Source organism: Mycolicibacterium litorale (assembly GCF_010731695.1).
In the GTDB taxonomy this organism is placed as follows: Bacteria; Actinomycetota; Actinomycetes; order Mycobacteriales; family Mycobacteriaceae; genus Mycobacterium; species Mycobacterium litorale.
On record NZ_AP022586.1, the window covers coordinates 4,407,441 to 4,433,637 of the forward strand.

At 68.7% G+C, this 26,197-nt stretch carries 22 protein-coding genes; 8 read left to right on the forward strand and 14 right to left on the reverse strand.

The window, feature by feature from the left end:
• The first annotated feature begins 10 nt into the window (after nt 1-10).
• Entirely contained in the window at nt 11-625 is a 615-nt protein-coding gene (locus tag G6N30_RS20945; protein WP_179965652.1) for a YqgE/AlgH family protein, read from the forward strand.
• 1 nt (nt 626) lies between these two features.
• Here G6N30_RS20945 and G6N30_RS20950 read toward each other — a convergent pair whose 3' ends face one another.
• The gene (locus G6N30_RS20950) at nt 627-977 is read right to left on the reverse strand and encodes a hypothetical protein (RefSeq protein ID WP_134058831.1); all 351 of its coding nucleotides are present in this window, start codon (nt 975-977) and stop codon (nt 627-629) included.
• A 71-nt stretch (nt 978-1,048) separates the two neighbouring features.
• On the reverse strand, nt 1,049-1,957 hold the full coding sequence (locus G6N30_RS20955) for an LpqN/LpqT family lipoprotein (RefSeq protein WP_134058834.1): 909 nt from the start codon (nt 1,955-1,957) through the stop codon (nt 1,049-1,051).
• A 211-nt stretch (nt 1,958-2,168) separates the two neighbouring features.
• Here G6N30_RS20955 and leuS point away from each other — a divergent pair, with 211 nt between their 5' ends.
• The gene (gene leuS, locus G6N30_RS20960) at nt 2,169-5,045 is read left to right on the forward strand and encodes a leucine--tRNA ligase (protein WP_134058837.1); all 2,877 of its coding nucleotides are present in this window, start codon (nt 2,169-2,171) and stop codon (nt 5,043-5,045) included.
• Nucleotides 5,046-5,138: 93 nt separating this feature from the next.
• Nucleotides 5,139-5,888: a type IV toxin-antitoxin system AbiEi family antitoxin domain-containing protein gene (locus G6N30_RS20965; RefSeq protein ID WP_134058839.1), complete on the forward strand. Its 750-nt coding sequence runs from the start codon at nt 5,139-5,141 to the stop codon at nt 5,886-5,888.
• A 38-nt stretch (nt 5,889-5,926) separates the two neighbouring features.
• Here G6N30_RS20965 and G6N30_RS20970 read toward each other — a convergent pair whose 3' ends face one another.
• Nucleotides 5,927-6,595, reverse strand: a complete 669-nt coding sequence (locus G6N30_RS20970) for an SDR family oxidoreductase (RefSeq protein WP_134058842.1) — start codon at nt 6,593-6,595, stop codon at nt 5,927-5,929.
• A 53-nt stretch (nt 6,596-6,648) separates the two neighbouring features.
• On the opposite strand from G6N30_RS20970, the gene ggh reads away from it, so the two are divergent.
• The gene (gene ggh / locus G6N30_RS20975) at nt 6,649-7,989 is read left to right on the forward strand and encodes a glucosylglycerate hydrolase (RefSeq protein ID WP_134058845.1); all 1,341 of its coding nucleotides are present in this window, start codon (nt 6,649-6,651) and stop codon (nt 7,987-7,989) included.
• Here the strand turns inward: ggh and G6N30_RS20980 are convergent.
• Genes G6N30_RS20980 through G6N30_RS21010 form a run of 7 tightly spaced genes read right to left on the reverse strand, consistent with a single transcriptional unit; the run spans nt 7,986 to nt 15,715 of the window.
• Nucleotides 7,986-8,450: a MarR family winged helix-turn-helix transcriptional regulator gene (locus G6N30_RS20980; RefSeq protein WP_134058848.1), complete on the reverse strand. Its 465-nt coding sequence runs from the start codon at nt 8,448-8,450 to the stop codon at nt 7,986-7,988. The genes ggh and G6N30_RS20980 overlap by 4 nt on opposite strands.
• A gap of 53 nt (nt 8,451-8,503) precedes the next feature.
• The gene (locus G6N30_RS20985; RefSeq protein ID WP_134058852.1) at nt 8,504-9,247 is read right to left on the reverse strand and encodes an amino acid ABC transporter ATP-binding protein; all 744 of its coding nucleotides are present in this window, start codon (nt 9,245-9,247) and stop codon (nt 8,504-8,506) included.
• Nucleotides 9,247-11,022, reverse strand: a complete 1,776-nt coding sequence (locus G6N30_RS20990; protein ID WP_134058854.1) for an ABC transporter substrate-binding protein/permease — start codon at nt 11,020-11,022, stop codon at nt 9,247-9,249. The genes G6N30_RS20985 and G6N30_RS20990 overlap by 1 nt, the downstream gene beginning before the upstream one ends.
• Nucleotides 11,023-11,031: 9 nt before the next feature.
• The gene (locus tag G6N30_RS20995; protein WP_134058857.1) at nt 11,032-11,694 is read right to left on the reverse strand and encodes a GntR family transcriptional regulator; all 663 of its coding nucleotides are present in this window, start codon (nt 11,692-11,694) and stop codon (nt 11,032-11,034) included.
• Between the two features lie 19 nt (nt 11,695-11,713).
• Nucleotides 11,714-12,511 carry an LLM class F420-dependent oxidoreductase gene (locus G6N30_RS21000; protein ID WP_163687714.1) on the reverse strand — a complete coding sequence of 266 codons (798 nt, stop codon included), beginning with the start codon at nt 12,509-12,511 and terminating at the stop codon, nt 11,714-11,716.
• Nucleotides 12,512-12,543: 32 nt separating this feature from the next.
• Nucleotides 12,544-13,620 carry a hypothetical protein gene (locus tag G6N30_RS21005; RefSeq protein WP_134058860.1) on the reverse strand — a complete coding sequence of 359 codons (1,077 nt, stop codon included), beginning with the start codon at nt 13,618-13,620 and terminating at the stop codon, nt 12,544-12,546.
• Nucleotides 13,621-13,645: 25 nt separating this feature from the next.
• Nucleotides 13,646-15,715 (reverse strand): PhoX family protein, encoded by a 2,070-nt coding sequence (locus G6N30_RS21010; RefSeq protein WP_134058863.1) that lies wholly within the window; start codon nt 15,713-15,715, stop codon nt 13,646-13,648.
• 207 nt (nt 15,716-15,922) lie between these two features.
• On the opposite strand from G6N30_RS21010, the gene G6N30_RS21015 reads away from it, so the two are divergent.
• Nucleotides 15,923-17,755, forward strand: a complete 1,833-nt coding sequence (locus G6N30_RS21015; RefSeq protein WP_134058866.1) for an Ig-like domain-containing protein — start codon at nt 15,923-15,925, stop codon at nt 17,753-17,755.
• Here G6N30_RS21015 and G6N30_RS21020 read toward each other — a convergent pair.
• The 4 genes from G6N30_RS21020 to G6N30_RS21035 all read right to left on the reverse strand — a co-directional run bounded on the left by G6N30_RS21020 (nt 17,752) and on the right by G6N30_RS21035 (nt 21,439).
• The gene (locus tag G6N30_RS21020; protein ID WP_134058869.1) at nt 17,752-18,642 is read right to left on the reverse strand and encodes an Rv0045c family esterase; all 891 of its coding nucleotides are present in this window, start codon (nt 18,640-18,642) and stop codon (nt 17,752-17,754) included. The two genes, G6N30_RS21015 and G6N30_RS21020, sit on opposite strands and share 4 nt — an antisense overlap.
• An 84-nt stretch (nt 18,643-18,726) precedes the next feature.
• Entirely contained in the window at nt 18,727-19,806 is a 1,080-nt protein-coding gene (locus G6N30_RS21025) for an inositol-3-phosphate synthase (RefSeq protein ID WP_134058872.1), read from the reverse strand.
• Nucleotides 19,807-19,878: 72 nt separating this feature from the next.
• Nucleotides 19,879-20,424, reverse strand: a complete 546-nt coding sequence (locus G6N30_RS21030) for a PadR family transcriptional regulator (RefSeq protein ID WP_134058875.1) — start codon at nt 20,422-20,424, stop codon at nt 19,879-19,881.
• A gap of 136 nt (nt 20,425-20,560) precedes the next feature.
• Nucleotides 20,561-21,439: a DUF1707 SHOCT-like domain-containing protein gene (locus G6N30_RS21035; protein ID WP_134058878.1), complete on the reverse strand. Its 879-nt coding sequence runs from the start codon at nt 21,437-21,439 to the stop codon at nt 20,561-20,563.
• Between the two features lie 111 nt (nt 21,440-21,550).
• Between G6N30_RS21035 and G6N30_RS21040 the strand changes: the two genes are divergently transcribed.
• From G6N30_RS21040 to G6N30_RS21050, 3 genes are all read left to right on the forward strand, one after another.
• Nucleotides 21,551-21,976 (forward strand): DUF5318 domain-containing protein, encoded by a 426-nt coding sequence (locus G6N30_RS21040; RefSeq protein ID WP_134058881.1) that lies wholly within the window; start codon nt 21,551-21,553, stop codon nt 21,974-21,976.
• A gap of 133 nt (nt 21,977-22,109) precedes the next feature.
• Nucleotides 22,110-24,548 (forward strand): transglycosylase domain-containing protein, encoded by a 2,439-nt coding sequence (locus tag G6N30_RS21045; RefSeq protein ID WP_134058884.1) that lies wholly within the window; start codon nt 22,110-22,112, stop codon nt 24,546-24,548.
• A complete protein-coding gene (locus G6N30_RS21050) occupies nt 24,545-26,197 on the forward strand; it encodes a glycosyltransferase family 87 protein (RefSeq protein ID WP_134058887.1) in 1,653 nt (550 codons plus the stop codon). Before G6N30_RS21045 ends, G6N30_RS21050 begins: the two co-directional genes overlap by 4 nt.

Consider the following 26,197-nt stretch of genomic DNA (forward strand, 5'->3'; position numbering starts at 1 on the left):
CGGTGACATGATGGTGAACGTGGCGCAGTCAGAGGATCCCGAGGATTTCATCGCGCCCGCGGCGCAGCGGGTGCGCGCGGGAACGCTGTTGCTCGCCAACACCGACCTGCTCGAGCCGACGTTCCGGCGCAGCGTCATCTACATCGTCGAACACAACGACGGCGGAACGCTCGGGGTGGTGCTGAACCGGCCGAGCGAAACCGCCGTGTACAACGTGCTGCCCCAGTGGGCGAAGCTGGCGGCCAAACCGAAGACGATGTTCATCGGCGGGCCGGTGAAGCGGGATGCCGCGCTGTGCCTGGCGACACTGCGCGCCGGCGTGGAGGCCACCGGAGTCCCGGGGCTGCGGCACGTGCAGGGCCGCATGGTGATGGTGGACCTCGACGCGGATCCCGAACCGCTGGCCCCGGTGCTCGAAGGCGTGCGGATTTTCGCCGGATACTCCGGCTGGACCATCGGCCAGCTCGAGGGTGAGATCGAACGCGACGACTGGATCGTCTTGTCCGCGTTGCCCTCTGACGTGCTCATCGAGCCGCGGGTCGACCTGTGGGCGCGGGTGCTACGCCGTCAGCCGCTGCCGCTGTCGTTGTTGGCGACCCACCCGATCGACGTCAGCCGCAACTAGCTCACCGGCAGGACAGCGCGCAGCTGGCGCAGGCGCCCGCACAATCGGCGTCGGCGACCGTCGCCGCCTCGGCCTGGGCGACGACCTTCGCGCTCTGCCAGCAGCCCGCGACCACCGTGCCCAGGGCGCCGACAACACAGGCGATCACGGCCAGCACGCCCGTGTGCGACGGCGCCGCCAGGGCGACCACGCCGCCGGCCGCCAGCATCACAGCGGCGGCGAGCTGGGTGGGGGCCACCGCCCGCAGGATCTGCCGCCGGGGGTCGTCCGTACGGGGCCGGCTCAGCAGCCACAGCCCGAGGATTCCGACCGCGACGGCGGCACACAAGCAGAGCACCGCAGCGACGACCATGGGATCCAAGGATACGAGGCGGGGTTCGAGCGCGTCCCCCGGGCGCCAGGCTTCGCCCGGGGGACGACGTCTCAGGGCAGCCCGAGCGGCGCCGGCAGGGGTGCCAGCCCGGGCGCGGGCGGAGCCGGGGGCGCCGGCGGCGGGGGCGCGACCGCCGGTTGGGCGGTGGGCGACTTGACCTTGAACCCGGTGACGATCGCATCGGTGGCGTCGGCGGCGGGGACCGCCTGCTCGACGGTGGTCGTCACCGCGAGCGACACCAGGTAACGGTCGGGCCCGGAGGAGGCGATGAGGTGGCGCCGAGAGGTGTTCAGCGTCATCGAGTTCTCGCGGTAGGTGCCCTCGATGAGCGAGGACGGCATCCCGTCGTAGGGCGCCAGCGACGCATCGGTGGACCGCCACGCCGGCAGCATCTGGCTGTCGATGAAACCGTGGCTGATGGCCTCGTCGGGGTTGAAGTCGCCCAGCAGCTTGTACACCTTGAGCTGCGCGTTCGACGAGTACAGCCCGTCGCCGCCGACCCGGTCGGCGATCACCGCGAACGCCTCGGGCACGTTGGGGTCGGGGATGTAGGCCCAGCCGCGGGGCATCGGCAGCGTGATGTTGAGCGCTTTGAAGTCGCGCGCGGCCTGCGGCTGCATGGTGACGCCCTTGGCGCGGAAGAACTCGGCGATCGTCCCGGACGAGGCGGGCAGGATGCTGGGCGCGGTCGGTGCGGTCGGTGCCGTCGGTGCGATGGCGGCCGGCACCGTTCCGGCGCTGGGGCTGAGGACCGCGCCGGCGACGCCGGGGGTGGCCACCGCCTCGGGCACCGCCGCCACTGTGGCAGGGGCCACGGCCACGGTGGCCGGACCGGGTACGGGGGGTTGTGGGAAGACGGGTTCTGCCGTTGCGGTCGCACCGGCGAAGCCGACCAGTCCGGCCACGCCTGCAGCCACACCTCCTGCCAGAACCCGCCAGTGACGGGCTTTCTCGATCATCGACGCAGTCCTTCTCCCGTGGTGAGGGGCTCGTCACGCCCCTGAGGTCAGGCGCCGACTGTATCCACGCGCTCACAGCGGTCACCAGGGCTGGAACCGACCTGGGATCAAGCCCTGACTTCGCCGCAACGCAACCGATACCGAGACGTGTCCTGCGGCTGCCCGCAGACGGCCGCGAGCCCCGCCGAAACGCTCCTTATACCCTGTTGGCGTGACCGAGTCCCCGACCACGCAGCCCGACCGGGCAGCCGATGCCGACACCCCGCAGCACCGCTACACCGCAGAGCTCGCGGGGCAGATCGAGCAGACATGGCAGCAGACGTGGGCGGCCGACGGCACCTTCAACGTGCCCAACCCGGTCGGTGAGCTGGCGGCGCCGGACGGTGTGGTGCCGGTCGACAAGATGTTCGTGCAGGACATGTTCCCGTACCCGTCGGGGGAGGGCCTGCACGTCGGGCATCCCCTGGGCTACATCGCCACCGACGTCTACGCCCGCTACTACCGCATGACCGGCCGCAATGTGTTGCACGCGTTGGGTTTCGACGCGTTCGGCCTGCCGGCCGAGCAGTACGCGGTGCAGACCGGCACGCATCCGCGGATCCGCACCGAGGCCAACATCGTCAACTTCCGCCGCCAACTGGGCCGGCTGGGGCTCGGCCATGACACCCGGCGCAGCTTCTCGACCACCGACGTCGACTTCTACACCTGGACGCAGTGGATCTTCCTGCAGATCTACAACGCCTGGTTCGACCGTGACGTGCAGAAGGCCCGCCCGATCGCGGAGCTGGTCGCGGAGTTCGAATCGGGCGCGCGCGCGCTCGACGACGGGCGCCGGTGGTTGGACTTGAGTGCCGGTGAGCGCGCCGACGTCGTGGACTCCTATCGGCTGGTGTACCGCGCCGACTCGATGGTCAACTGGTGCCCCGGGCTGGGCACGGTGCTCGCCAACGAAGAGGTCACCGCCGACGGCCGCAGCGACCGCGGCAACTTCCCGGTGTTCCGGAAGCGTCTGCGCCAGTGGATGATGCGCATCACCGCCTACTCCGACCGCCTGCTTGAGGACCTGGACGTCCTCGACTGGCCGGAGAAGGTCAAGACGATGCAGCGCAACTGGATCGGCCGGTCGACCGGCGCCGTGGTCTTCTTCGGGGTGCCTTCGGCCCCTGACGCCGGTGACATCGAGGTGTTCACCACCCGGCCTGACACGCTGTTCGGCGCGACGTATCTGGTGCTCGCGCCCGAACATCCGCTCGTCGAGCAGTTGACGGCCGCGCAGTGGCCCGACGGCGTCGACACCCGCTGGACGTTCGGCGCGGCGACGCCGGGGGAGGCGGTCGCGGCCTACCGCACCTCGATCGCCGCGAAGAGCGATCTGGAGCGCCAGGAGAACAAGACCAAGACCGGCGCGTTCTTGGGCGCTTACGCCCTCAATCCGGCCAACGGCCAACGGGTTCCGATCTTCATTGCCGACTACGTGCTGATCGGGTACGGAACCGGCGCGATCATGGCGGTGCCGGGCCACGATCAGCGCGACTGGGAGTTCGCACAGGAATTCGGGCTGCCGGTGGTCGAGGTGATCGCGGGCGGCGATGTGTCGGAGGCGGCGTACGCCGGTGACGGTGAGCTGGTCAACTCCGACTACCTCGACGGGTTGGACGTGGCGGCGGCCAAGGCGGCGATCACCGAGCGGCTGGTCGCCGACGGCCGCGGGCGGGCGCGGGTCGAGTACAAGCTGCGCGACTGGTTGTTCGCCCGCCAGCGGTACTGGGGTGAGCCGTTCCCGATCGTCTACGACAGCGACGGCCGTCCGCATCCGTTACCGGAATCCGCGTTGCCCGTTGAGCTTCCGGATGTGCCGGATTACTCGCCGGTGTTGTTCGACCCGGACGACGCGGACAGTGAACCGAATCCGCCGCTGAACAAGGCCACCGACTGGGTGCACGTCGAGCTCGATCTCGGTGACGGGTTGCAGACCTACACCCGTGACACCAACGTCATGCCGCAGTGGGCGGGCAGCTCCTGGTACGAGCTGCGCTACACCGATCCGCTGAACAAGGAAGCGTTGTGCGCCAGGGAGAACGAGGCGTACTGGATGGGCCCGCGGCCCGACGTCCACGGCCCGCAGGATCCCGGGGGAGTGGACCTCTACGTCGGCGGTGTGGAGCACGCGGTGCTGCACCTGCTGTATTCGCGGTTCTGGCACAAGGTGCTCTACGACCTGGGCCACGTGAGTTCGCGGGAGCCCTACCGCCGGCTGGTGAACCAGGGCTACATCCAGGCGTTCGCGTACACCGATTCGCGCGGGTCGTATGTGCCTGCCGCCGAGGTCGTCGAGCGGGACGGGAAGTTCTTCTGGCCCGGCCCCGACGGTGAGGTCGAGGTCTTTCAGGAGTTCGGCAAGATCGGCAAGAGCCTGAAGAACTCGGTCTCGCCGGACGAGATCTGCGACAACTACGGGGCCGACACCCTGCGGGTCTACGAGATGTCGATGGGCCCGCTGGAGGCGTCGCGGCCGTGGGCCACCAAGGATGTCGTGGGCGCGCACCGGTTCCTGCAGCGGGTGTGGCGGCTGGTGGTCGACGAGCAGACCGGTGCGGTGCGCGTCGCCAATCACGAGGCGCTCGACACCGACACGCTGCGGGTGTTGCACCGCACGGTGGCCGGCGTCTCGGAAGACTATGCGGCGCTTCGTAACAACACCGCGGCCGCCAAGCTGATCGAGTACACCAACCACCTCACCAAGGAGGGGGTGACGGCCCGCGCGGCCATCGAACCGCTGGTGCTGATGGTCGCCCCGCTGGCCCCGCATCTGGCCGAGGAACTGTGGCGGCGGATGGGCAACGACACGTCGCTGGCGCACGGGCCGTTCCCGGTGGCCGATCCGCAGTACCTGGTGACCGACACCGTCGAATACCCCGTGCAGGTCAACGGCAAGGTGCGCAGCCGCATCACCGTCGACGCCGATGCGGACAAGGGCACGCTCGAGGCGGCGGCGCTGGCCGACGAGAAGGTGCAAGCGTTCCTGAACGGCGCGACGCCGAGGAAGGTGATCGTCGTCCCCGGCCGCCTGGTCAACCTCGTCATCTAGCGATTTCGGTGTAGTTCGTTGCGCTCGCCGCAATCAACTACACCGAAACCGCCCGATGTGGAACCGGTTGAGCCCAGGTGGCGTCCTTTTGACGTGCTCAACGAGTATCTACGTCGACACGATGGCGTCTTGACACTGGATCAGGCCCTCGAGGTCGGGCTCAGTCGGTACGCCGTGAACAGGCGAGTGAAGTCGGGTCAGTGGCGTCGGTGTTCGCGTGGCGTGTACTTCGTCGACGACCGGCCGTTCACCGACGCGGCGCGCCTGCGCGCGGCGGTATGGGGTTACGGCGGCCACGCCGTCGCTAGTGGGCTGGCCGCCGCCTGGTGGCACGGCCTGACGATGTTCGCCCCGGATGTCGTCGAGGTGACCATGCCCCGCAATGGCAGCGGAAGGAGCCGACCGGGATCCAAGCTTCGCCGGCGTGATCTGGAGTCCGCCGACATCGATGTGCAGCGCGGCCTTCGGGTTACCGCCGTCCCGCTCACCGTCATCGAAGCAGCGGTGCGGATCCGCGGCGGCGCCAAGATCATGGACCGAGCGCTGCAGAACAACATGGAGCTCCGCCAACTCTGGCACGCACACCTACGTAACAAGGGCCGCTACGGCTCACCTGCGGCGCGAATCTTGTTGCAGGCGGCCGACACCGGTGCGCACTCCGAAGCGGAACGACTCTTCATCCGGTTGACTTTCCACAGTGAGTCGGGCGATTTCCACCACGATCGTGTCCGGCAGAACGCCATCACGCTGCTGGGCTGGCAGGTGTTGAGGTTCACCTGGCTGGACCTCACCGAGTATCCCGAACGGGTGATCGCCACCCTTCGCACCGTGATTTCGGTGTAGATCGTCGCGCTCACCGCAACCGACGACACCGAAATCACCTAGCGCGGGCGGACGATCACCTCGTGGATGTGCGCGTCGAGCGGGGCGTTGACCGCGTCGGCAGTCACCCGCGCGACTGTCTCGGCGCTCAGGAAGTCGGTCGGGTTGTAGTCGCGGCCCTCGTAGGCCCGCAGATCTTGCTGCATCTCGGTGGCGATCCGCCCGGGGTGCACGGACGTGACCCGCAGCCCGGGCTCGTCGTTGCGCAGGGAGTCGGCGAACGACCGCAACGCGAACTTGCTCGCCGAATACGACGCCAGCCCGGGTGAGGCGTTGATGCCCGACCCGGAATTGATGAACACCACCTGACCGTCCGAGGCCGCCCGCAGCGCAGGCAGGAGCGCCAGGGTCAGCGCCACTGCGCCGATCACGTTGACGTTCATGGTGGCCCGCCACTCGTCGACGGTCGACTCGGCGACCCGCGCCGGATAGGCGACACCGGCGTTGTGGATGAGCACGTCGAGTTCGACGATCGGTTCGACGGCCGCCGGGATCGCGTCGATGTCGTCGAAGTCGATCTCCCACGTGGTGGCCCCGAGCCGCTGCGCCACCTCGTCGAGCTGCGCCGATGGGCGCCCGGCGAGGAACAGCGTGTGGGTCGGCGCCAGCGCCGTGGCGACGGCCGCCCCGAGGCCGCGGCCGGCGCCTGTGATCATCGCGGTCGGCATGTCGCAACCCTACCGACCTGCGCGCAACGCCCAACCGTCGCATGATTGAACGGATGCCACACGATCCCAGCTTCGCGCCCACGCAACTCGCGGCCCGCGCCGCGTACCTCCTGCGCGGCAACGACCTGGGCGCGATGACCACCGCGGCGCCGCTGCTCTACCCGCACATGTGGAGCTGGGACGCGGCGTTCGTGGCGATCGGGCTGGCGCCGTTGAGCGTCGAGCGCGCGGTCGTCGAACTCGACACGTTGCTGTCCGCCCAGTGGCGCAACGGGATGATCCCGCACATCGTGTTCGCCAACGGTGTCGACGGCTACTTCCCCGGCCCGGCGCGGTGGGCGTGCTCGGCGCTGGCGGCCGACGCGCCCCGCACCCGCCACACGTCGGGCATCACGCAGCCTCCGGTGCACGCGATCGCGGTGCAGCGCATCCTCGACCACGCCAGGACCCGCGGCCGCTCGACGCGCGCGGTGGCCGAGGCGTTCCTCGACCGGCGCTGGGGCGACCTGGTGCGCTGGCACCGCTGGCTCGCCGAATGCCGGGACCAGAACGGTCGCGGCCGCATCACGCTGTACCACGGCTGGGAGTCCGGCATGGACAACTCCCCGCGGTGGGATGCCGCCTACGCCAAGGTGATTCCCGGTGCGGTGCCCGAGTACCAGCGTGAGGACAACGCGATCATCACCGACTCCAGCCAGCGGCCGTCCGACCACGAGTACGACCGCTATCTGTGGCTGCTCGAGGAGATGAAGTCCGCCCGCTACGACGATCATCTGCTCCCGAAGGTGATGAGCTTCGCCGTCGAGGACGTGTTCGTCTCGGCGATCTTCTCGGTGGCCTGTCAGGTGCTGGCCGAGATCGGGGAGGACTACAAGCGCCCGAACGCCGACGTGCGTGACCTCTACTCCTGGGCCGAGCGGTTCCGCGCCGGCGTCATCGAGACGACGGATCAACGCACCGGCGCGGCAAGGGATTTCGATGTTCGGGCGGACAAGTGGGTGGCCACCGAGACCGTCGCCCAGTTCGCCCCGCTGCTGTGCGGCGGGCTGCCGCACAACCGGGAGCGGGCGTTGCTGCGGCTGCTGGAGGGTCCGCGGTTCTGCGGGCACCCGGATCTGAAGTACGCATGCATTCCGTCGACGTCGCCGGTGTCGCGGGATTTCCGGCCGCGCGAATATTGGCGCGGCCCGATCTGGCCGGTGATGACGTGGCTGTTCGCCTGGTGTTTCGCCCGCCGCGGCTGGGCTGAACGGGCCCGGGTGTTGCGGCACGAGGGGTTGCGGCAGGCCAGCGACGGAACGTTCGCCGAGTACTACGAACCGTTCACCGGGGAACCGCTGGGCAGCATGCAGCAGTCGTGGACCGCGGCCGCGGTGCTCGACTGGCTCGGTTAGCTCTTCTCTTCGTGCTGGTCGGCGAGCCGCTCGAGCGGGGCCAGCGCGCTGGCCAGCGTGTGCAGCTCTTCCTCACTGAGCTTGGCCAGCAGTGTGCTCAGGTGTGCGCGCCGGGTGGCGAGTGCCTCGCGGTGCTGCACCAGGCCCTCCGGAGTCACCTCGACCAGCACGGCACGCAGGTCCGAGGGGTCGCGTGAGCGTTTGACCAGTCCGAGCTTCTCGAGCCGGCGGATCGCGACGGTGGTGGTGGGGGTCCGGACGCGTTCGTGCGCCGCCAACTCCGTCATCCGCATGGGGCCGCAGTCGAGCAGCGTCAGCAGGATGGACAGCTGGGCGAGCGTCAGATCGCCGCCCTCGGTACCCCGGTTGGCATCTCCTCGGCGCAGGACGGAGAACACCTTGGACAGCACCCGCTGGAGCTCACCCGCGAGCTCGGTGACCGGCGTCTGGGTCTCCACCATAGTTCGCCAGTCTAACGTGTCGGTGCCTGCCGTAATGCTTTTGGACGTTAATTTCACAGGACCTGGGACAGGAACTTCTGCAACCGTTCGGTCTGGGCGGCGTCGAAGATCTGATCCGGCGGTCCGGCCTCCACGACCTGGCCCTGATCCATGAACACCACCGAGTCGGCCGTCGACCGGGCAAAGCCCATCTCGTGGGTGACCACCACCATCGTCATTCCGTCGGCGGCCAGTTCGGCCATCAGCGCGAGGATGCCCTTGACCAGTTCCGGGTCCAGGGCAGAGGTGGCCTCGTCGAAGAACATCACCTGCGGCGACATCGCCAAGGCACGCGCGATCGCGACCCGCTGTTGCTGACCACCGGACAGCGTGCCGGGCCGCACGTCGGCCTTCTGCCGCAGTCCGACCCGGTCGAGCTGGGCCATCCCGAGTTCGCGCGCCTCCTCGGCGGGCAGCTTCTTCAGCTTGCGCGGCGCCAGCGTGACGTTGTCGAGCACGCTGCGGTGCGGGAACAGGTTGAACTGCTGGAACACCATGCCGATGCGTTGCCGCAGCTGGTCGGGGTTGTCCTTGAGCACCGACCGTCCGTCGAGCAGGATGTCGCCGCGGTCGGGTTCGTAGAGCCGGTTCAGGGTCCGCAGCAGGGTCGACTTGCCCGAGCCCGACGGTCCGATCACCGCGGCGGTCTTGCCGGCGGGCACGTCGATGTCGACGCCGCGCAGCACCTTGTTGGGTCCGAAGGCGACGTGGATGTCGTTGGCGGCCAACGACACCGGATCGATGGATGCGTCGGCCATCAGATCATCTCCTGTGTCGCCGCCGGCGCCACGGTGGGCGGATCCTCCGCGGTGGGCCGCCGTCCGCGGCGCAGCCGGGCGTCGAGGTAGTTGACCAGGTGGGTCAGCGGAATGGTCAGCAGCAGATAGAACAACCCGGCGGCGACGAGCGGGCTCAGGCTGCCGGTCTGGGCGTTGAGGTCTCGGCCCACCTGGAACAGTTCGCGCTGGTCGGCGACGAGTCCGAGGAAGTACACCAGCGACGACGCCTTGAGCAGCGAGATGAACTGGTTCATCAAGGCCGGCAGCACGCGCCGCACCCCCTGCGGGATCACGACCAGCCGCATCGACGACGAGTAACTGAAGCCCAGCGCGCGCGACGCTTCCAGCTGTCCGGTCTCCACGCTCTGGATGCCGGACCGGAAGATCTCGCCGATGTAGGCCGCGGCCATCAGCCCCAGGGCGGCGATGCCCAGCGGGAAGGGATTGTTCCCGGTGAGCCCGCCGACGACGGGTCCGACGCCCAGGCCGATGAGCAGGATGATCACCACTTCGGGCAGCCCGCGGAAGATGTCGGTGTACACTCGCGCCGGCCAGCGCAGCAGCCGGGAACGCGAGATCCCGGCGACGGCCAGCGCCATCCCCAGCACCAGCCCGATGACCGCGGCGCTGACCGTGAGGATCAGCGTGTTGGGCAGGCCGGTCTTGATCAGGTCGGGGACGGCCTGCCGGTAGAGGTCCCAGTTCAGGAAAGAATCCGACAGCTGGCGCAGGGTGGATTTGGGCGCGGCGGGCCCGACGTCGGTTTCCTCCTGCTCGGCGGCGATGGCCGCGAAGTCGGGCAGCTGCGGGGCCGGTGCCGCCTTCGATCCGGGTTTCCAGCCCGGCGGCAGCGCGCGCGGCACCCAGTCGGAGTAGAGCCGCGCCCAGGTGCCGTCGGCGATCACCGCGTCGAGGCCGGAGTTCAGCGCGTCGATCAGCGGCTGGTTCTCCTTGGCGACGGCGTAGGCGATGAAGTTGTCGAGGCTGAACGTGTTCTCGATGATCGCGGCCGGGTCGCCGGCCTGCACGGTGCCCTCCGCCTGCGCCGACGGTGCCACCCACGCGTCGATCTGGCGGGTCTTGAGGCTGGCGTAGACGGTGTTGTAGTCGGGGAAGATCACCGGCTGCAGGCGCAGCGTGTCGACGACGTAGGCCTCCTGCACCGTGCCTTGCACGACGCCGATGCGCTGGCCGGGCCCCAGTTTCTCGAAGCCGTCGATCGGGGAGCCGCTGGGCACGACCAGCGAGAAGTATCCGAAGTCGTAGCCGTTGGTGAAGCCGACAGTGCGCCGGCGGGCGTCGGTGGTGGTGATGGAGGAGGAGCCGACGTCGAAGCGGCGCGCGGCGGTCTGGGCGAGCAGCCCGGAGAACTCGGTGCCGACGAAGTTGACCTGAAGCCCGAGTTTGTCGGCGATGGCGCGCAGCAGTTCGTTGTCGAATCCGGTGAACTGACCGGCGGAGTCGATGCAGATGCTCGGCGGCGCGTCGGACAGCGTGCCGACGGTGATCACGCCGGGCGTGCCGAGTCCGAGGGTGTTGACGTCGATGCTGTCCAGCGGCCGCACGGATTCGGTGGTGTAGCGGTCGGCTTCCGGCCCCTGCGCGGCGGCGGCGAGGTTGGTGGGCAGCGGGCTGGCGCTCTCCACGCCCGGCGGCGCGCACTGGTCGGTCTGTGCGCCGGCAGGCGCGGCGCAACACAGCGTGAGCACCATCAGCATCGTCGTGATCAGTGCCGCGATCCGTCCGACGTTCATGGGTGGACCCTAACCACCGGAGCCCCCGAGCACCCCTCGGCGGGTCAGCTCGGCGATCATGATCGTCGCCATCAGGTCGGATCGTTCGAGGCAGGCGGTGCGCGCACCGACCGGGTCCCGGTCGTGGATGGCCGCCGCCTCCTGCTGGTAGGTCGGCAGGAACTCGGCCCGCACCCGGGGATAGGACAGCCAGAAATCGGATGCGGCGAACCACTGCGACGCGTGGATCGCCGCGCGCAGCCGCGGTCCCGCGCACGCGTTGTTGACGACGTCGCGGAACCGCTGGCAGGAATCCTGGAAGTCCGCCCGGCTCTTGCCTTTTCGCATGTGCTGCAGGGCGTCGTCGACGGCGCCGAGCAGGGCGTCGCTCGGCGCGATGGCCGCCCGCGCGGACGCGATGCCGTTGAGCACCCCGTACAGCTCGTGGTGTTCGGCCAACGACACCTCGTCGAACCGTTCGACGAACGCCCCGCGGTGATAGCGGGTCGACACGATGCCGTCGTGTTCGAGCTGCACCATGGCTTCCTGGATCGGGACGCGGCTGACGCCGAGCGCCGCGGCGATCGCATTGCGATCGATGCGGTGCCCACCGCGCAGCCGGCCCGTCAGCACCTGGTCGATGACGTGCGCGACGACCTGGTCCTTCTCCTTGACCCCGTAGCGTTTCGGCATCCGGCCGGGAGGGGATGCGCTACCGGTTGTCCCGCCAGCGGCACAGCGCTTCGGCGGCGGACAGGTCGTAGTCCGGCCCGTTGACCCCGATCGTGAGGAGGCTGACGCCGAGGCCGACGAGCGCGTCGGCTTCGGCGAGCATCGCCTCCTCGCTGCTTTCGGGCACCCCGGACGACCGCTCGACGGCCGACGGATCGCGTCCGACGTCGGCGCAGTGCCGGTCGAGCACCTCGGCCTTGCCCGGGTAGGTGGCGCGGTCGGTGAACCCGTGCCAGATGTCGGCGTACTCGGCGACCAGCCGCAGCGTCTTGCGCTCGCCCTGCCCGCCGATCAGGATCGGGATGTCGCGCGTCGGGGCGGGGTTGAGTTTGGCCAGCCGCGACGTGATCCGCGGCAGCGCCTGAGCCAGGTCGTCGAGGCGGCTTCCGGCTGTGCCGAACTCGTAGCCGTACTCGTCGTAGTCCTTCTGTTTCCAGCCCGAGCCGATGCCGAGGATCAGCCGGCCGTCGCTGATGTGGTCGACGGTGCGCGCCATGTCGGCGAGCAGTTCGGGGTTGCGGTAGGAATTGCACGTGACCAGCGCGCCGATCTCGATGCGTGAGGTCTGCTCGGCCCAGGCGGCCAGCATGGTCCAGCACTCGTAGTGGGCGCCGTCCGGGTCGCCGTACAGCGGGAAGAAGTGGTCCCAGTTGAAGGCGACGTCGACACCGATGTCCTCGCAGCGGCGCACCGCGTCTCGAATGTGCCGGTACTCCGGGGAATGTTGGGGTTGCAGCTGGACGCCGATGCGCACGGGGCGCCCTGTGGGGGAGGTCACGAAATCCACCGTAGCCGGATGCCGGCCAGTCCTCAGCCGAAGCGGAGCTGAATGCGGTGGTCCTCGTCGGTGACGTAGAACATCTGCCCGGACTCGACCGCGATGCCCTCGACGTTGCGCAGGCCGGGGAAGTCCCGGATCAGCTCGGCCGGCACGCCGGCGTCGTGACCGCCGTCGGTGGGCAGCGTGAAACGCCAATGTGAGCAGTGTTCGACGGCGCCCTCGGGGTGGTCCTCGAGGAGAACCGAGCCCTTGTCGGTCGCGTCGATCGAGCCGACGATCGCGTCGTATGTCTCACCGCCCGTGTGGGAAAGGGCGCGGAAGCCGACCAGGGCACCGTGCGGCGACACGCCGGTCAGCTCCCACACGTGTTCGACGCTCGGCCACGTCTCGTCGGCCTCGAACATGGCGGGCACGCCGGACAGCTCGACGAGGATCGGCTCGCCCTCGGCGGTGGTGGGAAACCGCAACGCCAGCAGCAGGTTCCCGTTGGGGCGGAAGGCGGCTCCCTCGATGTTGATCGGTACGTCGCGGTCGGTCAACCGGTCGACCCAGGTCTTGCTGCGTTGGGTGCCGCGCTCGATGGTGCGGGCGATGAAACGGGTACGCACGCTGTCACCGGGCGTGATCGCGACGACCCGGGAAGCGTCCAGTGCGTCGTTGATCAGCCGGTGCAGGCGGAATTGGTTGCGCCGGATCTCGATCGGGAGCTCCGACTCGGGCACCCTGCGGTCGATCGACTGTTCGTCGAAACGCGCGATGAAGGCGCGCTTGGCCTGCAGCGGCCCTGCCTTGGAGCCGTAGTGCGAGCCCACCACATAGACCCAGCCGTCGTGCCGTGCGACCGCCTCGGCGTCCTCGGTCCGGGCCTGCTCCTCACCGGCGAGTGCCGGCAGGGGGTGGATCTCCCAGCCGCTGTCGGGCGCCGCCCCCGCGGCATGGCCGAGTACCGCGACGGAATCCTCGACCGAACCCTCGTCGAGCACGGTCCAGAAGCCGAAATCCCACCCGTGCGCGTCCAGCAGCGCCTGATTGTCGACGGGTACCAGGTCCGAGGCCTCGTTCCCCGAGTGGGCGAGATCCACAGTGGTGAGCGCCGACGATGTCACCCGGAGATGTTAGCGGCGCCCGATGCTAGACGCCGATCCGCCCACCGGCCTTCCACACCGCCACCACCGAGGGCCGCGCCGTGCCGTTGCCGCCCTCGGGCCACCGGGACAGCGGATTGTCGATGCTGTTGTCGTCGTTCTCGCCGGGATGCTGCACGCACACCGTCACGACGTCGTCGGTGACCACCGGACCGCACGTCTCCGCACCGATGGGAACGGTGAGGAATTGTTTGGTCTCCCCGCGGTTCTCGCCGTCGAGCGCGACGGCGAACAGGCCGTCGTTGGAGTCGAGCGCATTGCCGTCGGTGGAGATCCACAGGTTGCCGTGGCTGTCGAACGCGAGGTTGTCCGGGCAGGAGATCGGGCTGACCTTCGTCTTGTCGAATCCGGCGTAGTAGGTGTCGGCGGCGGCGGGGTCGCCGCACACCAGCAGCAGATCCCAGGTGAAGTCGGTGCCGGCGTGGTTGTCGGTGATCTCGAGGATCTGTCCGCTCTTGTTGTCGTTGCGGGGGTTGGCCGCGTCGACTCCCGGTTCGCCCGGCGCGCCGCGCTCGTCGTTGTTGGTCAGCGCAACGTAGATCTTGCCGGTCTCGGGGTGGGCTTCCACATCTTCGGGGCGGTCCATCTTCGTGGCGCCGGCCTTGTCGGCGGCCATCCGGGTGAACACGGCGGCCTCCTGGGCGGTGATGCCGCCAACCAGCGACTCGGCCTGACCGCCCGGTCCGGACTTCAGCAGCGGCAGCCAGGTGCCGGTGCCGCTGAACGAGCCCTTCTTCGGCAGCGTGCCGGAGCCGTCGATCTCGGCGGCGGGGATGTCGCTGGAGAGTTTGGCGACGTACAGCGTGCCCTCGTCGAGGATGGTCATGTTGTGCGCCATGGCCGCGGCATCGCGTCCGGGCCGGATCTTCTTGGCGGAGACGAACTTGTACAGGTAGTCGAAGCGCTCGTCGTCACCGGTGTAGGCGACGACCGTGCCGTCATCGGCGACGTGGATGTTGGCGCCCTCGTGCTTGAAGCGGCCGAGGGCGCTGTGCTTGACCGGGGTGGACTGCGGATCCCACGGATTGAGTTCGACGACGTAGCCGAACCGGTTCACCTCGTTCGGTGTCTGCGTGACATCGAAGCGGGAATCGAAAGTCTCCCACCGAAGTTCGGACGGTTCCAGAGCCACGCCGTAGCGGTCCTGGCGGTCGGCGACCACCGGCGGAGGCGGGGGCGAGCCCTCTGCGGCGCCGAAGTAGCTGTGGAAGTTCTCCTCCCCGGAAAGCACTGTGCCCCAGGGGGTTACCCCCCCAGCGCAGTTGGCGAAGGTACCGGCGACGGTGCGGCCACTCGGGTCCGCGTCGGTGATGACGAACTCGGTGCCCGCCGCGGGCCCGGTCAGCGTGAACGGGGTGTCGGCGGTGATGCGCCGGTTGTAGCGGCCCATCACCGGCTTGAGTCCCTGCGGTGTGCGCTCGACCTCGACGACGCCCATCCCGATCGCGGCGATCTCGATGTCGAATTGTTCACGGGTCGGTGCGTCGGGGTTGTAACCGGCGAACATGAACTGCGGCGTGACGTATTCGAAGTTGGTGACGAGCAGGAAATGGTCGGGCTGGCCTTCGATCGGCAGCAGTGCGGCGAAGTCGTTGTTGAAGCCGAACTGGCCGCGTTGCGCCGCGCCGCTCTGGCGGGTGACGTCGAAGGCCGGCGCGTCGGGCAGCACAGGATCGCCCCAGCTGATCACCACGGCCTGCTGGTATCCGTCGGGGATCACGACGGCGTCCTCGCTGTTGGGTGCGACCGCGGTGAACTTCATGCCGGGGCGCGGTTCGAGGGGGGCGGCTTCCGACGGGCTCGCCGCCGGGGCGGTGTCGTTGCCGCCGCAGGCCGCGAGCATCGATCCGGCACCGACCGCGAGCACCGTCACGCCGGTGGCCTGCAGGAGCGAGCGGCGGTTGAGCTGCTTGACGATGTCGCCGAAGTACTCGTTGTCGCTGGTGTTGGGAACCGGTTTCGAGCAGGCGTCGCCGCACTTGTAGCGGCAGGTGATGTGTTGGCGCCTGGACTTTCCATCGTGGGAGACAAAGAGATTCAACGGCATCAAGGCCATGGCCGGCGGAGTCCTTCCGTACTGACGGCCGCGGGCTGAGCGGCCGAACGGGCGGAAAGTTACGGCAGCCGGGCGAGCGGCAGGCGATGAACAGGTGAACAGCGGGTTGCCGGATCCGGCCGACTCGTGCGGATTCAACGAATTTGCTGCGCGATCGCGTGGCGGAACGATAACGTCCCGGCAAGAAAATAACGAGGGGGTCAATACATGGCGGTTCGTCGGCACGCACGTCGGGCGGAGGGCTTCGCGGTCCGGCGTTGGTTGCAGGTGGGGGCGGCGTCGGCCGGGGTCGGGGCGGGGTTGCTCGGATTCTCGCTGCTGGGGCCGCAGGTCGGGACGGCGGCAGCGGACACGGCGGGGGAGAGTTCGACGTCCTCGAGCGCCGCGACCTCCGACGACGACGCCAAGCCTGCCGAGTCCGCGAACACACTCGACGACACCGCGACTGACGACACCGCCGCAGACGAGTCGGCGGATGACGACTCCGCGACTGACGACAGCGCCGCGGACGAGGAAGCAGAAGCCGACCTCGACGACGAAGCCGACCTCGCCGAAGAGGCCGCCGAACTCGCCGAAGAGGCCGAGGCCGACGACGCCGATGACCCGACCTCCCGTGACCGGGCGAGCGGGTCTGCCGATGCCGATGCAGACACCGCAGATCTGGCGGAAAGCACTGCCGCCGAGACCGATTCGCCTCGGCCGCCCACCGCTGTCAGGGTCAGTACACCGCGGAATCCCGTCAGCAACTGGAGTGAGTTCGCCGGGCAGTCGATCGACAAGTGGACGACGTCGTCACAGGGCTGGATCAAGTCGCTGCCGGTCGACAGCCAGGCCCAGTACCACCTCGCCGGCGCGCTGTGGGCGACCCGGCGCACCCTGTTCAACCAGGCGCCCGATGTGGCGCCTATCCAGATCAGCGGCAAGCTCGACGGCCCGATGACCGGCACCGTGGGGGCGGTCGACCCCGACGGGGACCGGCTGGTCTACGTACTCACCAGGGGTCCGAGCTCGGGGTCCGTGCAACTCAACGCCGACGGCACCTACACCTACACTCCCGGCGAAGGTTTCGACGGCGTCGACACGTTCCGGGTCGTGGCGATCGACGTCGGCCCGCATGTCAACCTGCTCGACCCGTTCCGCCCGGTGGGTACCCGCGCCACCAATCTGGTCAACCAGCGCGCCATCAGGTTCGACTTCACCTACACCACGGGCAGCGAACACTGGACACCCGAACGCCGGCAGGCGCTGCAGGATGCGGCCGATGACCTGGTGCTGTATTTCCTCGTGACCAAACCGGTCGTCCTCACCTACGAGGTCACCGCGCTGGACGATCCGGACTCGACCACTCTCGCGTCGGCGGGCAGCGATCTCATCAGCGACGACCCCGGCTTCTGGCCGACGATCGTGCAGCACAAGCTGCTCACCGGCGAGGATGCGAACGGGTCGGCCGCCGACGGCGGCATCGACTGGAACTTCGGTAACGAGTGGGCCCTCGGGGATGTTGTCGGCCCCGATGAGTTCGACTTCAACTCGACGGCGATCCACGAACTGCTGCACTCGTTCGGGTTCCTGTCGGGCACGGGAGCCCCCGGTGAGAACGAGGAGGTAGTCGCCTGGGTGCTCTTCGACAAGTTCATGGTCACCCGGGACCGCGCCCGTCCCATCAACCGTGATTTCCAGTGGGACACCGCCTTCGACCCCAATCTCACGGGCGGAGACGGTGGCCTGTACTTCGGTGGCGTCCATGCCGTCAGCGCGTACGGCGATCTGGTGCCGCTGTACACCCCTGACCCGTGGGCAGAGGGCAGCTCGACCAGCCACCTCGATGACGACACGTTCTCCGGTTCGGATCAGAAGGTCATGAACGCCGGATCCGGCACCGGCTTCGTCGTCCGGGCGCTGAGTCCGCTCGAGCTCGGCATCCTGCGGGATCTCGGATACCGCGTCGATGCGCCGCCGCCCGCCGTTGCGGCGATGGCGTTGATCGGCTTCCTGTTCGTCGGCCGGCGGTGGCGTGGGGAAGCCCTCGCGAATCGTTAGCGGTCGAGCACTCCGCGCAGGATCTCGACGAGCGCCTGCGGCTGGTCGCCCTGCACGGAGTGCCCCGAGTTCTCGACCACGTGAGTGCGCTGAAATCCCGGGGCGCTCTTGGCGAAGGCCTCGGCGTCCTCGTCGTTGACGAAGAACGACTTCGCCCCGCGGACCAGCGTGGTGGGCATGGTGATCGAGGGCACGTCGTCCCACAGTCCCTGGAAGCCGTCGCCGGTGCGGAACGAGTCGTAGCGCCAGGTCCAGGTGCCGTCGTCCAGCCGCTTCGAATTGTGGAACACCCCGCGCCGCAACGACTTCCGATCGCGGTGCGGCGAGGCGGCGACTGTCGCGTCGAGCATCGCCTCGAACGACGGGAAGGTGCGGTCGCCGCGCACCAACGCGACCGCACCCAGTTGCGCCTGGGTCATCTGTTCGTGGCGTTCGGGCGCCGAGGGGGTGACGTCGACGAGGACGAGCTCGGGCACCAGTGCCGGTTCGGTGGCCGCGATGCGCAGCGCGGTCAGCCCACCCAGTGACATCCCGACGACCAGCCGCGGGTGCGGCGCCCACTCCCGCAGGACGGGGCGCAACGTCTCGGCGTTGAGCTTGGGGCCGTAGTCGCCGTCCTCCCGCCACGCCGAGCGGCCGTGCCCGGGCAGATCGATCGCCAGGGCTGGCACCCCCAGGCCGAGAATGACGGTGTCCCAGGTGTGGGCGTTCTGTCCGCCGCCGTGCAGGAACACCACCTGCGGCTCGTCGTCGCCCCACTTGATGGCGCTGACGGGTCCGGCGTCGATGCGCGCCACCGGTGGAATCGTCGTGGCGCCGATCTGCTCGGCGTTCTCGGGCAGCAGCGCGAACTCGTCGACGTCGAGCAGTTCAGCATCGGTGACCACCTGCCCTTTATACGACGAAACTGCGGTGAGATCGCCCCTTGGTCGGGAATCGCGATCTCACCGCAGTCTCGGCGAGGAAGAGGGTCAGCCCTCGATGAAGGTCTCCAGCTGGGTGCGGGCGACATCGTCGGGCAGCTGCTTCGGGGGGCTCTTCATCAGGTACGCCGACGCGGCTTCGACGGGGCCGCCGATCCCGCGGTCCTTGGCGATCTTCGCCGCACGCACCGCGTCGATGATGACGCCGGCCGAGTTCGGCGAGTCCCACACCTCGAGCTTGTACTCCAGGTTCAGCGGCACGTCGCCGAAAGCGCGGCCCTCCAGGCGCACGTAGGCCCACTTGCGGTCGTCGAGCCAGCCGACGTGGTCGGACGGGCCGATGTGGACGTCCTTGGTGTTGAACTCGCGCTGCAGGTTGCTCGTGACGGCCTGGGTCTTGGAGATCTTCTTGGACTCCAGCCGCGAACGCTCGAGCATGTTGAGGAAGTCCATGTTGCCGCCGACGTTGAGCTGCATGGTGCGGTCGAGCTGCACGCCGCGGTCCTCGAACAGCTTGGCCATCACGCGGTGGGTGATGGTGGCGCCGACCTGGCTCTTGATGTCGTCACCGACGATCGGCACGCCGGCGTCCTCGAACTTCTTGGCCCACTCGGGATCGCTGGCGATGAAGACCGGCAGTGCGTTGACGAAGGCCACGCCGGCGTCGATCGCGCACTGGGCGTAGAACTTGTCGGCCTCTTCGGAACCCACCGGCAGGTAGGACACCAGCACGTCGACCTCGGCGTCCTTGAGCGCCTTGACCACGTCGACGGCTTCGGCGTCGGAGATCTCGATGGTCTCCTCGTAGTACTTGCCGATGCCGTCGAGCGTCGGGCCGCGCTGCACGACCACGTCGGTCGGCGGGACGTCGGCGATCTTGATGGTGTTGTTCTCCGAGGCGAAGATGGCCTCGGACAGGTCGAAGCCGACCTTCTTGGCGTCCACGTCGAACGCGGCGACGAACTTGACGTCGCGGACGTGGTACGGCCCGAAGCGCACGTGCATCAGACCGGGCACGGTCGCGTTCTCGTCTGCGTCCTTGTAGTACTGCACGCCCTGTACCAGCGAGGACGCGCAGTTCCCAACGCCGACAATGGCGACTCGGATGTCTCCTGCGTGCTCAGTCATGGCCGTTCTCTCCCTCTCGTACTGATATTCGGTAGTGCTGTCCTTGGTCGCCCCGGTTCAAGGCTGCTGTCCTCACGTGTTGTCCGGGCTTCCCTGCCCGAGACGTTCCGCCGCGATGAGTTCGTTGAGCCATTTCACTTCGCGCTCGCTGGACTCCAACCCGAGCTGGTGCAGCTGCCGGGTGTATCGGTCGAATGAGCTGCTGGCCCGCGCCACTGCTTCACGCAGGCCTTCGCGACGTTCCTCCACCTGACGACGGCGACCCTCCAGGATCCGCATCCGGGCCTCGGCCGGGGTGCGGTTGAAGAAGGCGAGATGCACACCGAACCCGTCGTCGGAGTAGTTCTGCGGACCGGTGTCCGCCACGAGCTCGGCGAAGCGCTGCTTGCCGGCGTCGGTCAATTGGTAGACACGTCGTGCTCGGCGCCGCGTCACGGTGCCGGCCGGGGCGGCGTCTTCCACGATCAGCCCGTCGATCTGCATGCGGCGCAGCGCCGGGTACAGCGAACCGTATGAGAAGGCACGGAACGCACCCAGCAGACCGGTCAGGCGTTTACGCAGTTCATAGCCGTGCATCGGCGATTCGAGCAGCAGACCGAGAATGGCGAGTTCCAGCACCCGGAACCACCCCCCTCTTGATCTGCACCGTCGTTACGACGCATCGACACCTCGCAAAATAGTATCGCGCCGATATATTCGACGCCACTTCGGTGCGTTGCCTGCTGTTCCCCTGCGCGTAACCCGCGCCGATCGTTCAGCTGCTCGGTGGCCAGATTGCCTTGGTGCTGCCGTCCGGGTACAGCTCGATGCGCCCGGTGCCGAAGTCGCTGCTCGCGACGATTTCGACGGTGACGAGGTCAGGGGTCGCGGGGTCGGCCGACGGTCCGATCCGCAGCCAGGTGTCGGTGACGTCGGCGCGGTTCATCCCCAGGGTGTCGGGCGCACCCCGCATCACCGCGAGCGTCTTCTCGTAGTCGAACTTCGCCAGGTCCACCAGCCGGTCGTCGCTGCTCAGCGTGCTGGGCGAGCCCCAGGGGTCACCCCATCCGCCGCGATAGTCGTAGTTCTGCTGGCGCCGGTTGTCCGATGGGTCGGGGCGGTCCAGTGAGGCGTAGTCGGCGCGGATGTCCAGTTCGTAGCCCATGGTGCTGCCGAAGCGCTGCCGCATCTGCTCGAACAGCCCGGTGAGCCCGTTGAGCGACTGCAGCTGCCGCGGCGGGGTCAGCACGACGGGTTCGATCCCGTCGGCTTTGGCGCCGGGGTCGGTCTGGAAATCCAGCGGCGAACTGGTGTTGCCGTAGAGGCCCCAGCCGATGCACATGCCCAACACGACGAGCACCGCGGCCATCGCCGCCTTGACGCCCCACCCCGCCCGCACCGGCAGGCGCCGCCGCTTCGGTCTGCTCAGGTCCGGCAGCTGCACCGGCGCGTTGGCCGTCTGGAGGTCAGAGACCAGCGCCTGAAGTTCGCCCAGCGTCGCGGCGTGCGTGGCGGCTTTGACCCGCTCGCCGTGCTCGGCCATCGACAGTTGCCCTTCGCTGAGCGCGGTGTCGAGCACCTGGCAGGTGTCGTTGCGGTCGCTGTCCTTTGCCCGGGTTCCCGCCGTCGGCCGCCCTGAGCTGCTCACTGCCACGCCAGGATCGTAAGAGTTCCACGGTGAACGCCGCAGACCAGACGCGGAATTGGGGGTCACGATGCGGCGTCTGCCGATCGGCGCGCAGAGGGCCGACGTACTCTGGTCTGCGTGCGATTGCAGAGACAGGTGGTGGACTACGCGCTTCGGCGCCGCTCCCTGCTGGCTGAGGTCTACTCGGGGCGCACCGGCGTCTCGGAGGTCTGCGACGCCAATCCCTATCTGCTGCGCGCCGCGAAGTTCCACGGCAAGCAGAGCTCGGTGATGTGCCCGATCTGCCGCAAGGAGCAGCTCACGCTGGTGTCCTGGGTGTTCGGGGATCATCTGGGCCCGGTGTCCGGGTCGGCGCGAACCGCCGAGGAGCTGGTTCTGCTGGCCACCAAGTTCGACGAGTTCTCCGTACATGTGGTGGAGGTATGCCGAACCTGTGAATGGAATCACCTGGTGAAGTCCTATGTGCTCGGCGCGGTGCGGCCTCCGAAGGCCCCGCGCGGTACCCGGCCGGCGCGCAAGAGCGCGCGTACGGCGAGTGAATAGCGAAGGGCGCCACGAACGGTCAGCCGGCGATGTCCGTAGGGGACACGGGGCTGACGGTGTCGGCGCGCCGCCTCCAGCATCCGGCCCCCGGCACGCGGACCGGGGCCGTCCGCCGCGTCCCGCCGACGGACCCGTGCGCCGGCCGCCCGAGCCGCCCCGCGGGAACCGTCCGCCCCGCGCGCCCGACGACGGCCGGACCGCGATCCTGCCGCAGTACCGCGACGAACCGCCGGCCCATCTGCGCGATCCCATCGACGTGGTCAAGGCCGCGCTCGACGGCACCCCTCCGCAGAAGCCGCCGCCCCCTCCGCGTCGACCCGGCGGCGGAGGCGGCAGGGGTGGCGAGGGACCGCCCGGTCCGCCGCCGCCCGGTGCGCGCCCGCACTGGCGCGAGCAGATCAACTGGAAGTGGGTCCGGCGCGGCCTGATCGCCGCGGCCGCCGTCCTGATCGTGCTTCCGCTGGTCACGTTCGGAATGGCCTACATGATCGTCGATGTGCCCAACCCGGGCGACATCCGCACGAACCAGGTGTCGACGATCCTCGCCAGCGACGGCAGTGAGATCGCGAAGATCGTTCCGCCCGAGGGCAACCGCGTCGACGTCAACATCGACCAGATCCCGGTGCACGTGCGCGACGCGGTGATGGCCGCCGAGGACCGCGACTTCTACTCCAACCCGGGTTTCTCGTTCACCGGGTTCGCCCGCGCCATCAAGAACAACGTGCTCGGTGGTGACGTGCAGGGCGGGTCGACGATCACCCAGCAGTACGTGAAGAACGCCCTCGTCGGATCGGAGCGTTCGGGACTGGGCGGGGTGACGCGTAAGGCCAAGGAGTTGGTCATCTCGACGAAGATGTCCAGCGAATGGTCCAAAGACCAGGTGATGCAGTCGTATCTCAACATCATCTATTTCGGTCGCGGCGCGTACGGGGTGGCCGCGGCGTCGAAGGCCTACTTCAACAAGCCGGTCGAACAGCTCACCGTCTCCGAGGGCGCACTGCTCGCCGCGCTCATCCAGCGGCCGTCCGCGCTCGATCCGGCCATCGATCCCGAGGGTGCGGCCGAGCGGTGGAACTGGGTGCTCGACGGAATGGTCGAGATCGGCGCCCTGTCCGAGGCGGACCGCGCCGCGCAGGTCTTCCCGCCGACGGTCCCGCCGGATGTGGCGCAGACCCAGAACCAGACGACGGGTCCCAACGGTCTGATCGAGCGGCAGGTGCAGCGTGAGCTGCTCGAGTTGTTCAACATCAGCGAGCAGCAGCTCAACACCGAGGGGCTGCAGATCACCACGACGATCGACCCGAAGGCGCAGCGCGCCGCCGAGGACGCCGTCGCAGAGTATCTCGACGGCCAGGACCCCGATATGCGCACCGCGGTGGTGTCGATCGATCCGAAGACCGGCGGCGTCAAGGCGTACTACGGCGGTTCGGACGCCAACGGATTCGACTTCGCGCAGGCCGGTCTGCCGACCGGTTCGTCGTTCAAGGTGTTCGCGCTGGTGGCCGCGCTGCAGCAGGGCATCGGCCTGGGCTACCAGATCGACAGCTCACCGCTGGAGGTCGACGGCATCAAGATCGGCAACGTCGAGGGCAACAGCTGCGGCACCTGCAACATCGCCGAGGCACTGAAGCGTTCGCTGAACACGAGCTACTACCGCCTGATGCTCGAGCTGAACAACGGCCCGCAGGACGTGGCCGACGCGGCTCACCAGGCCGGGATCGCCGAAAGCTTCCCCGGTGTCGATCACACGCTGAGCGAGGACGGTAAGGGCGGACCGCCGAACAACGGCATCGTGCTCGGCCAGTACCAGTCCCGCGTGATCGACATGGCGTCGGCGTACGCGACGCTCGCAGCGTCCGGCGTCTACCACAAACCGCACTTCGTGCAGAAGGTCGTCAACTCGCAGGGCGACGTGCTGTTCGACGCCTCGCAGGAGGACAACAGCGGCGAGCAGCGCATCGACAAGGCCGTCGCCGACAACGTCACCTCCGCGATGCAGCCGATCGCGGCGTACTCGAACGGTCACGCGCTGGCGGGCGGGCGGCCGTCGGCGGCCAAGACGGGCACCAACCAGCTCGGCGACACCGGCGCGAACCGTGACGCGTGGATGGTCGGGTTCACCCCGTCGCTGTCGACCGCGGTCTGGGTCGGCACGGTCGACGGCACGAAACCGCTCGAGAACAAGTGGGGTTCCCCGGTGTACGGGTCCGGTCTGCCGTCGGACATCTGGAAGGCCACGATGGACGGCGCGCTCGAGGACACCGACAACGAGTCGTTCCCGAAGCCCGAGGAGATCGGCGGATACGCGGGTGTGCCGCAGGCGCCGCCGCGTCCGACGGCCACCTCGACGCTGGTGCCGACCCCGTCGGAGACGGTCATCCAGCCGACGCTCGAAGTCGCGCCGGGCATCACCATCCCGCTCGGCCCGCCGACGACCGTGCCGGTCGGGCCGCCGCCGCCGGTCGGCGCACCGGTGCCCACGCCGGGCGTGCCGGCACCCGGGGTTCCTGTGCAGCCGCAGCCGGTCGTCCCCGGCGCCCCCGTACCGCCTGGTCCGCTGCCGCCTCCGTGACGGCGGACGAGCAGCCGGACCGGTCCGGATGGGTTGCGCCGGTGCCACCCGCGCCGGACCGGCGTAGCGTCGACGACCGCGATCTGCCCAGCCGTACCGACCGGATCGGGGCGGCGCTGGCGGAGACCGTCGGCGGTCCCGTCGGCCGGCACGCTCTGATCGGCAGGCAGCGGTTCATGACGCCGCTGCGGGTGATGCTCGTCATCGCCGTCGTGTTCCTGGCGCTGGGTTATTCGACCAAGGCCGCGTGCCTGCAGAGCACCGGCACCGGGTCAGCCGATCAGCGGGTGGCCAACTGGGAGAACAACCGCGCCTATTACGAGCTCTGCTATTCCGACACCGTGCCGCTCTACACCGCCGAGCTGCTGAACCAGGGCAAGTTCCCGTACAAGTCGAGTTGGCTCGAGACCGACAGCAGCGGGGAGCCGCGGATCACGTACGACGGTCAGATCGCCGTCCGGTACATGGAGTATCCGGTGCTGACCGGGCTGTACCAGTACGTCTCGATGGCGCTGGCCAAGACGTATTCGGCGGTCACCCGGGCGGTGTCGATCCCGGTGATCGCCGAGGTGGTGATGTTCTTCAACATCGCCGCCGTCGGTCTGGCGCTGGCGTGGCTGGCAACGGTGTGGGCGACGGCGATGCTGGCCGGCCGCCGGGTGTGGGATGGCGCGCTGGTCGCCGCGTCACCGCTGGTGGTCTTTCAGATCTTCACCAATTTCGACGCGCTGGCAACGGCTTTCGCGGTCGGTGCCCTGCTCGCCTGGGCGCGGCGAAGACCGGTGCTCGCCGGTGCGCTGATCGGGTTGGGTGTGGCGGCGAAGCTGTATCCGCTGCTGCTGTTGGTTCCGCTGGTGGTGCTGGCGGTGCGGACGGGGCGGCTGCGCGAGGTCGGGAAGACGGCGGCGACGGCTGCGGCCACCTGGCTGGTGGTCAACCTGCCGATCATGGCGTTGTTCCCGCGCGGATGGTCGGAGTTCTTCCGGCTCAGCACCCGTCGCGGGGACGACATGGACTCGTTGTACAACGTCGTGAAGTCGTTCACCGGGTGGCGCGGGTTCGACCCCGATCTCGGCTTCTGGCAGCCCCCGACCGTCCTCAACACGGTCACCGCGGCGCTGTTCGCCGCCTGCTGCATCGCCATCGCGTACATCGCGTTGACGGCCCGGCAGCGGCCGCGGGTCGCGCAGTTGGCGTTCCTGGTGGTGGCGGCGTTCCTGCTGACCAACAAGGTGTGGAGTCCGCAGTTCTCGCTGTGGCTGGTGCCGCTGGCCGTGCTGGCGTTGCCGCACCGCCGGATCCTGTTGGCGTGGATGACGATCGACGCGCTGGTGTGGATTCCGCGGATGCTCTACCTGTACGGCGAGTCCAACCGCGGGCTGCCCGAGCAGTGGTTCACCGCGACGGTGCTGCTGCGCGACATCGCGGTGATCACGTTGTGCGCGTTGGTCATCCGCCAGATCTACCGGCCCGCCCAGGACCTGGTCCGGTGGGGCGGGCGGGTCGACGACCCGGCGGGCGGGGTGTTCGACCGCGCTCCTGACGACCCACCGCGCTGGCTGCCGGACTGGTTGCGGCCCTCGGACCGGCGGGTCCGGGTGAGCGCCGCACCGGCCGCACCCGAGGCGGAGCCGGCGCCGGTGCGGTGA

Coding starts and splice junctions, on each gene's coding strand:
- G6N30_RS20995 (WP_134058857.1), bottom strand. CDS start 11,694: ATGCCGAAACGCTACGGGGTCAAGGAGAAGGACCAGGTCGTCGCGCAC.
- G6N30_RS21010 (WP_134058863.1), bottom strand. CDS start 15,715: ATGGCCTTGATGCCGTTGAATCTCTTTGTCTCCCACGATGGAAAGTCC.
- G6N30_RS20970 (WP_134058842.1), bottom strand. CDS start 6,595: ATGCCGACCGCGATGATCACAGGCGCCGGCCGCGGCCTCGGGGCGGCC.
- G6N30_RS20950 (WP_134058831.1), bottom strand. CDS start 977: ATGGTCGTCGCTGCGGTGCTCTGCTTGTGTGCCGCCGTCGCGGTCGGA.
- ggh (WP_134058845.1), top strand. CDS start 6,649: ATGCCACACGATCCCAGCTTCGCGCCCACGCAACTCGCGGCCCGCGCC.
- G6N30_RS20990 (WP_134058854.1), bottom strand. CDS start 11,022: ATGAACGTCGGACGGATCGCGGCACTGATCACGACGATGCTGATGGTG.
- G6N30_RS20985 (WP_134058852.1), bottom strand. CDS start 9,247: ATGGCCGACGCATCCATCGATCCGGTGTCGTTGGCCGCCAACGACATC.
- G6N30_RS20945 (WP_179965652.1), top strand. CDS start 11: ATGGTGAACGTGGCGCAGTCAGAGGATCCCGAGGATTTCATCGCGCCC.
- G6N30_RS21015 (WP_134058866.1), top strand. CDS start 15,923: ATGGCGGTTCGTCGGCACGCACGTCGGGCGGAGGGCTTCGCGGTCCGG.
- G6N30_RS20955 (WP_134058834.1), bottom strand. CDS start 1,957: ATGATCGAGAAAGCCCGTCACTGGCGGGTTCTGGCAGGAGGTGTGGCT.
- G6N30_RS20980 (WP_134058848.1), bottom strand. CDS start 8,450: ATGGTGGAGACCCAGACGCCGGTCACCGAGCTCGCGGGTGAGCTCCAG.
- G6N30_RS21025 (WP_134058872.1), bottom strand. CDS start 19,806: ATGACTGAGCACGCAGGAGACATCCGAGTCGCCATTGTCGGCGTTGGG.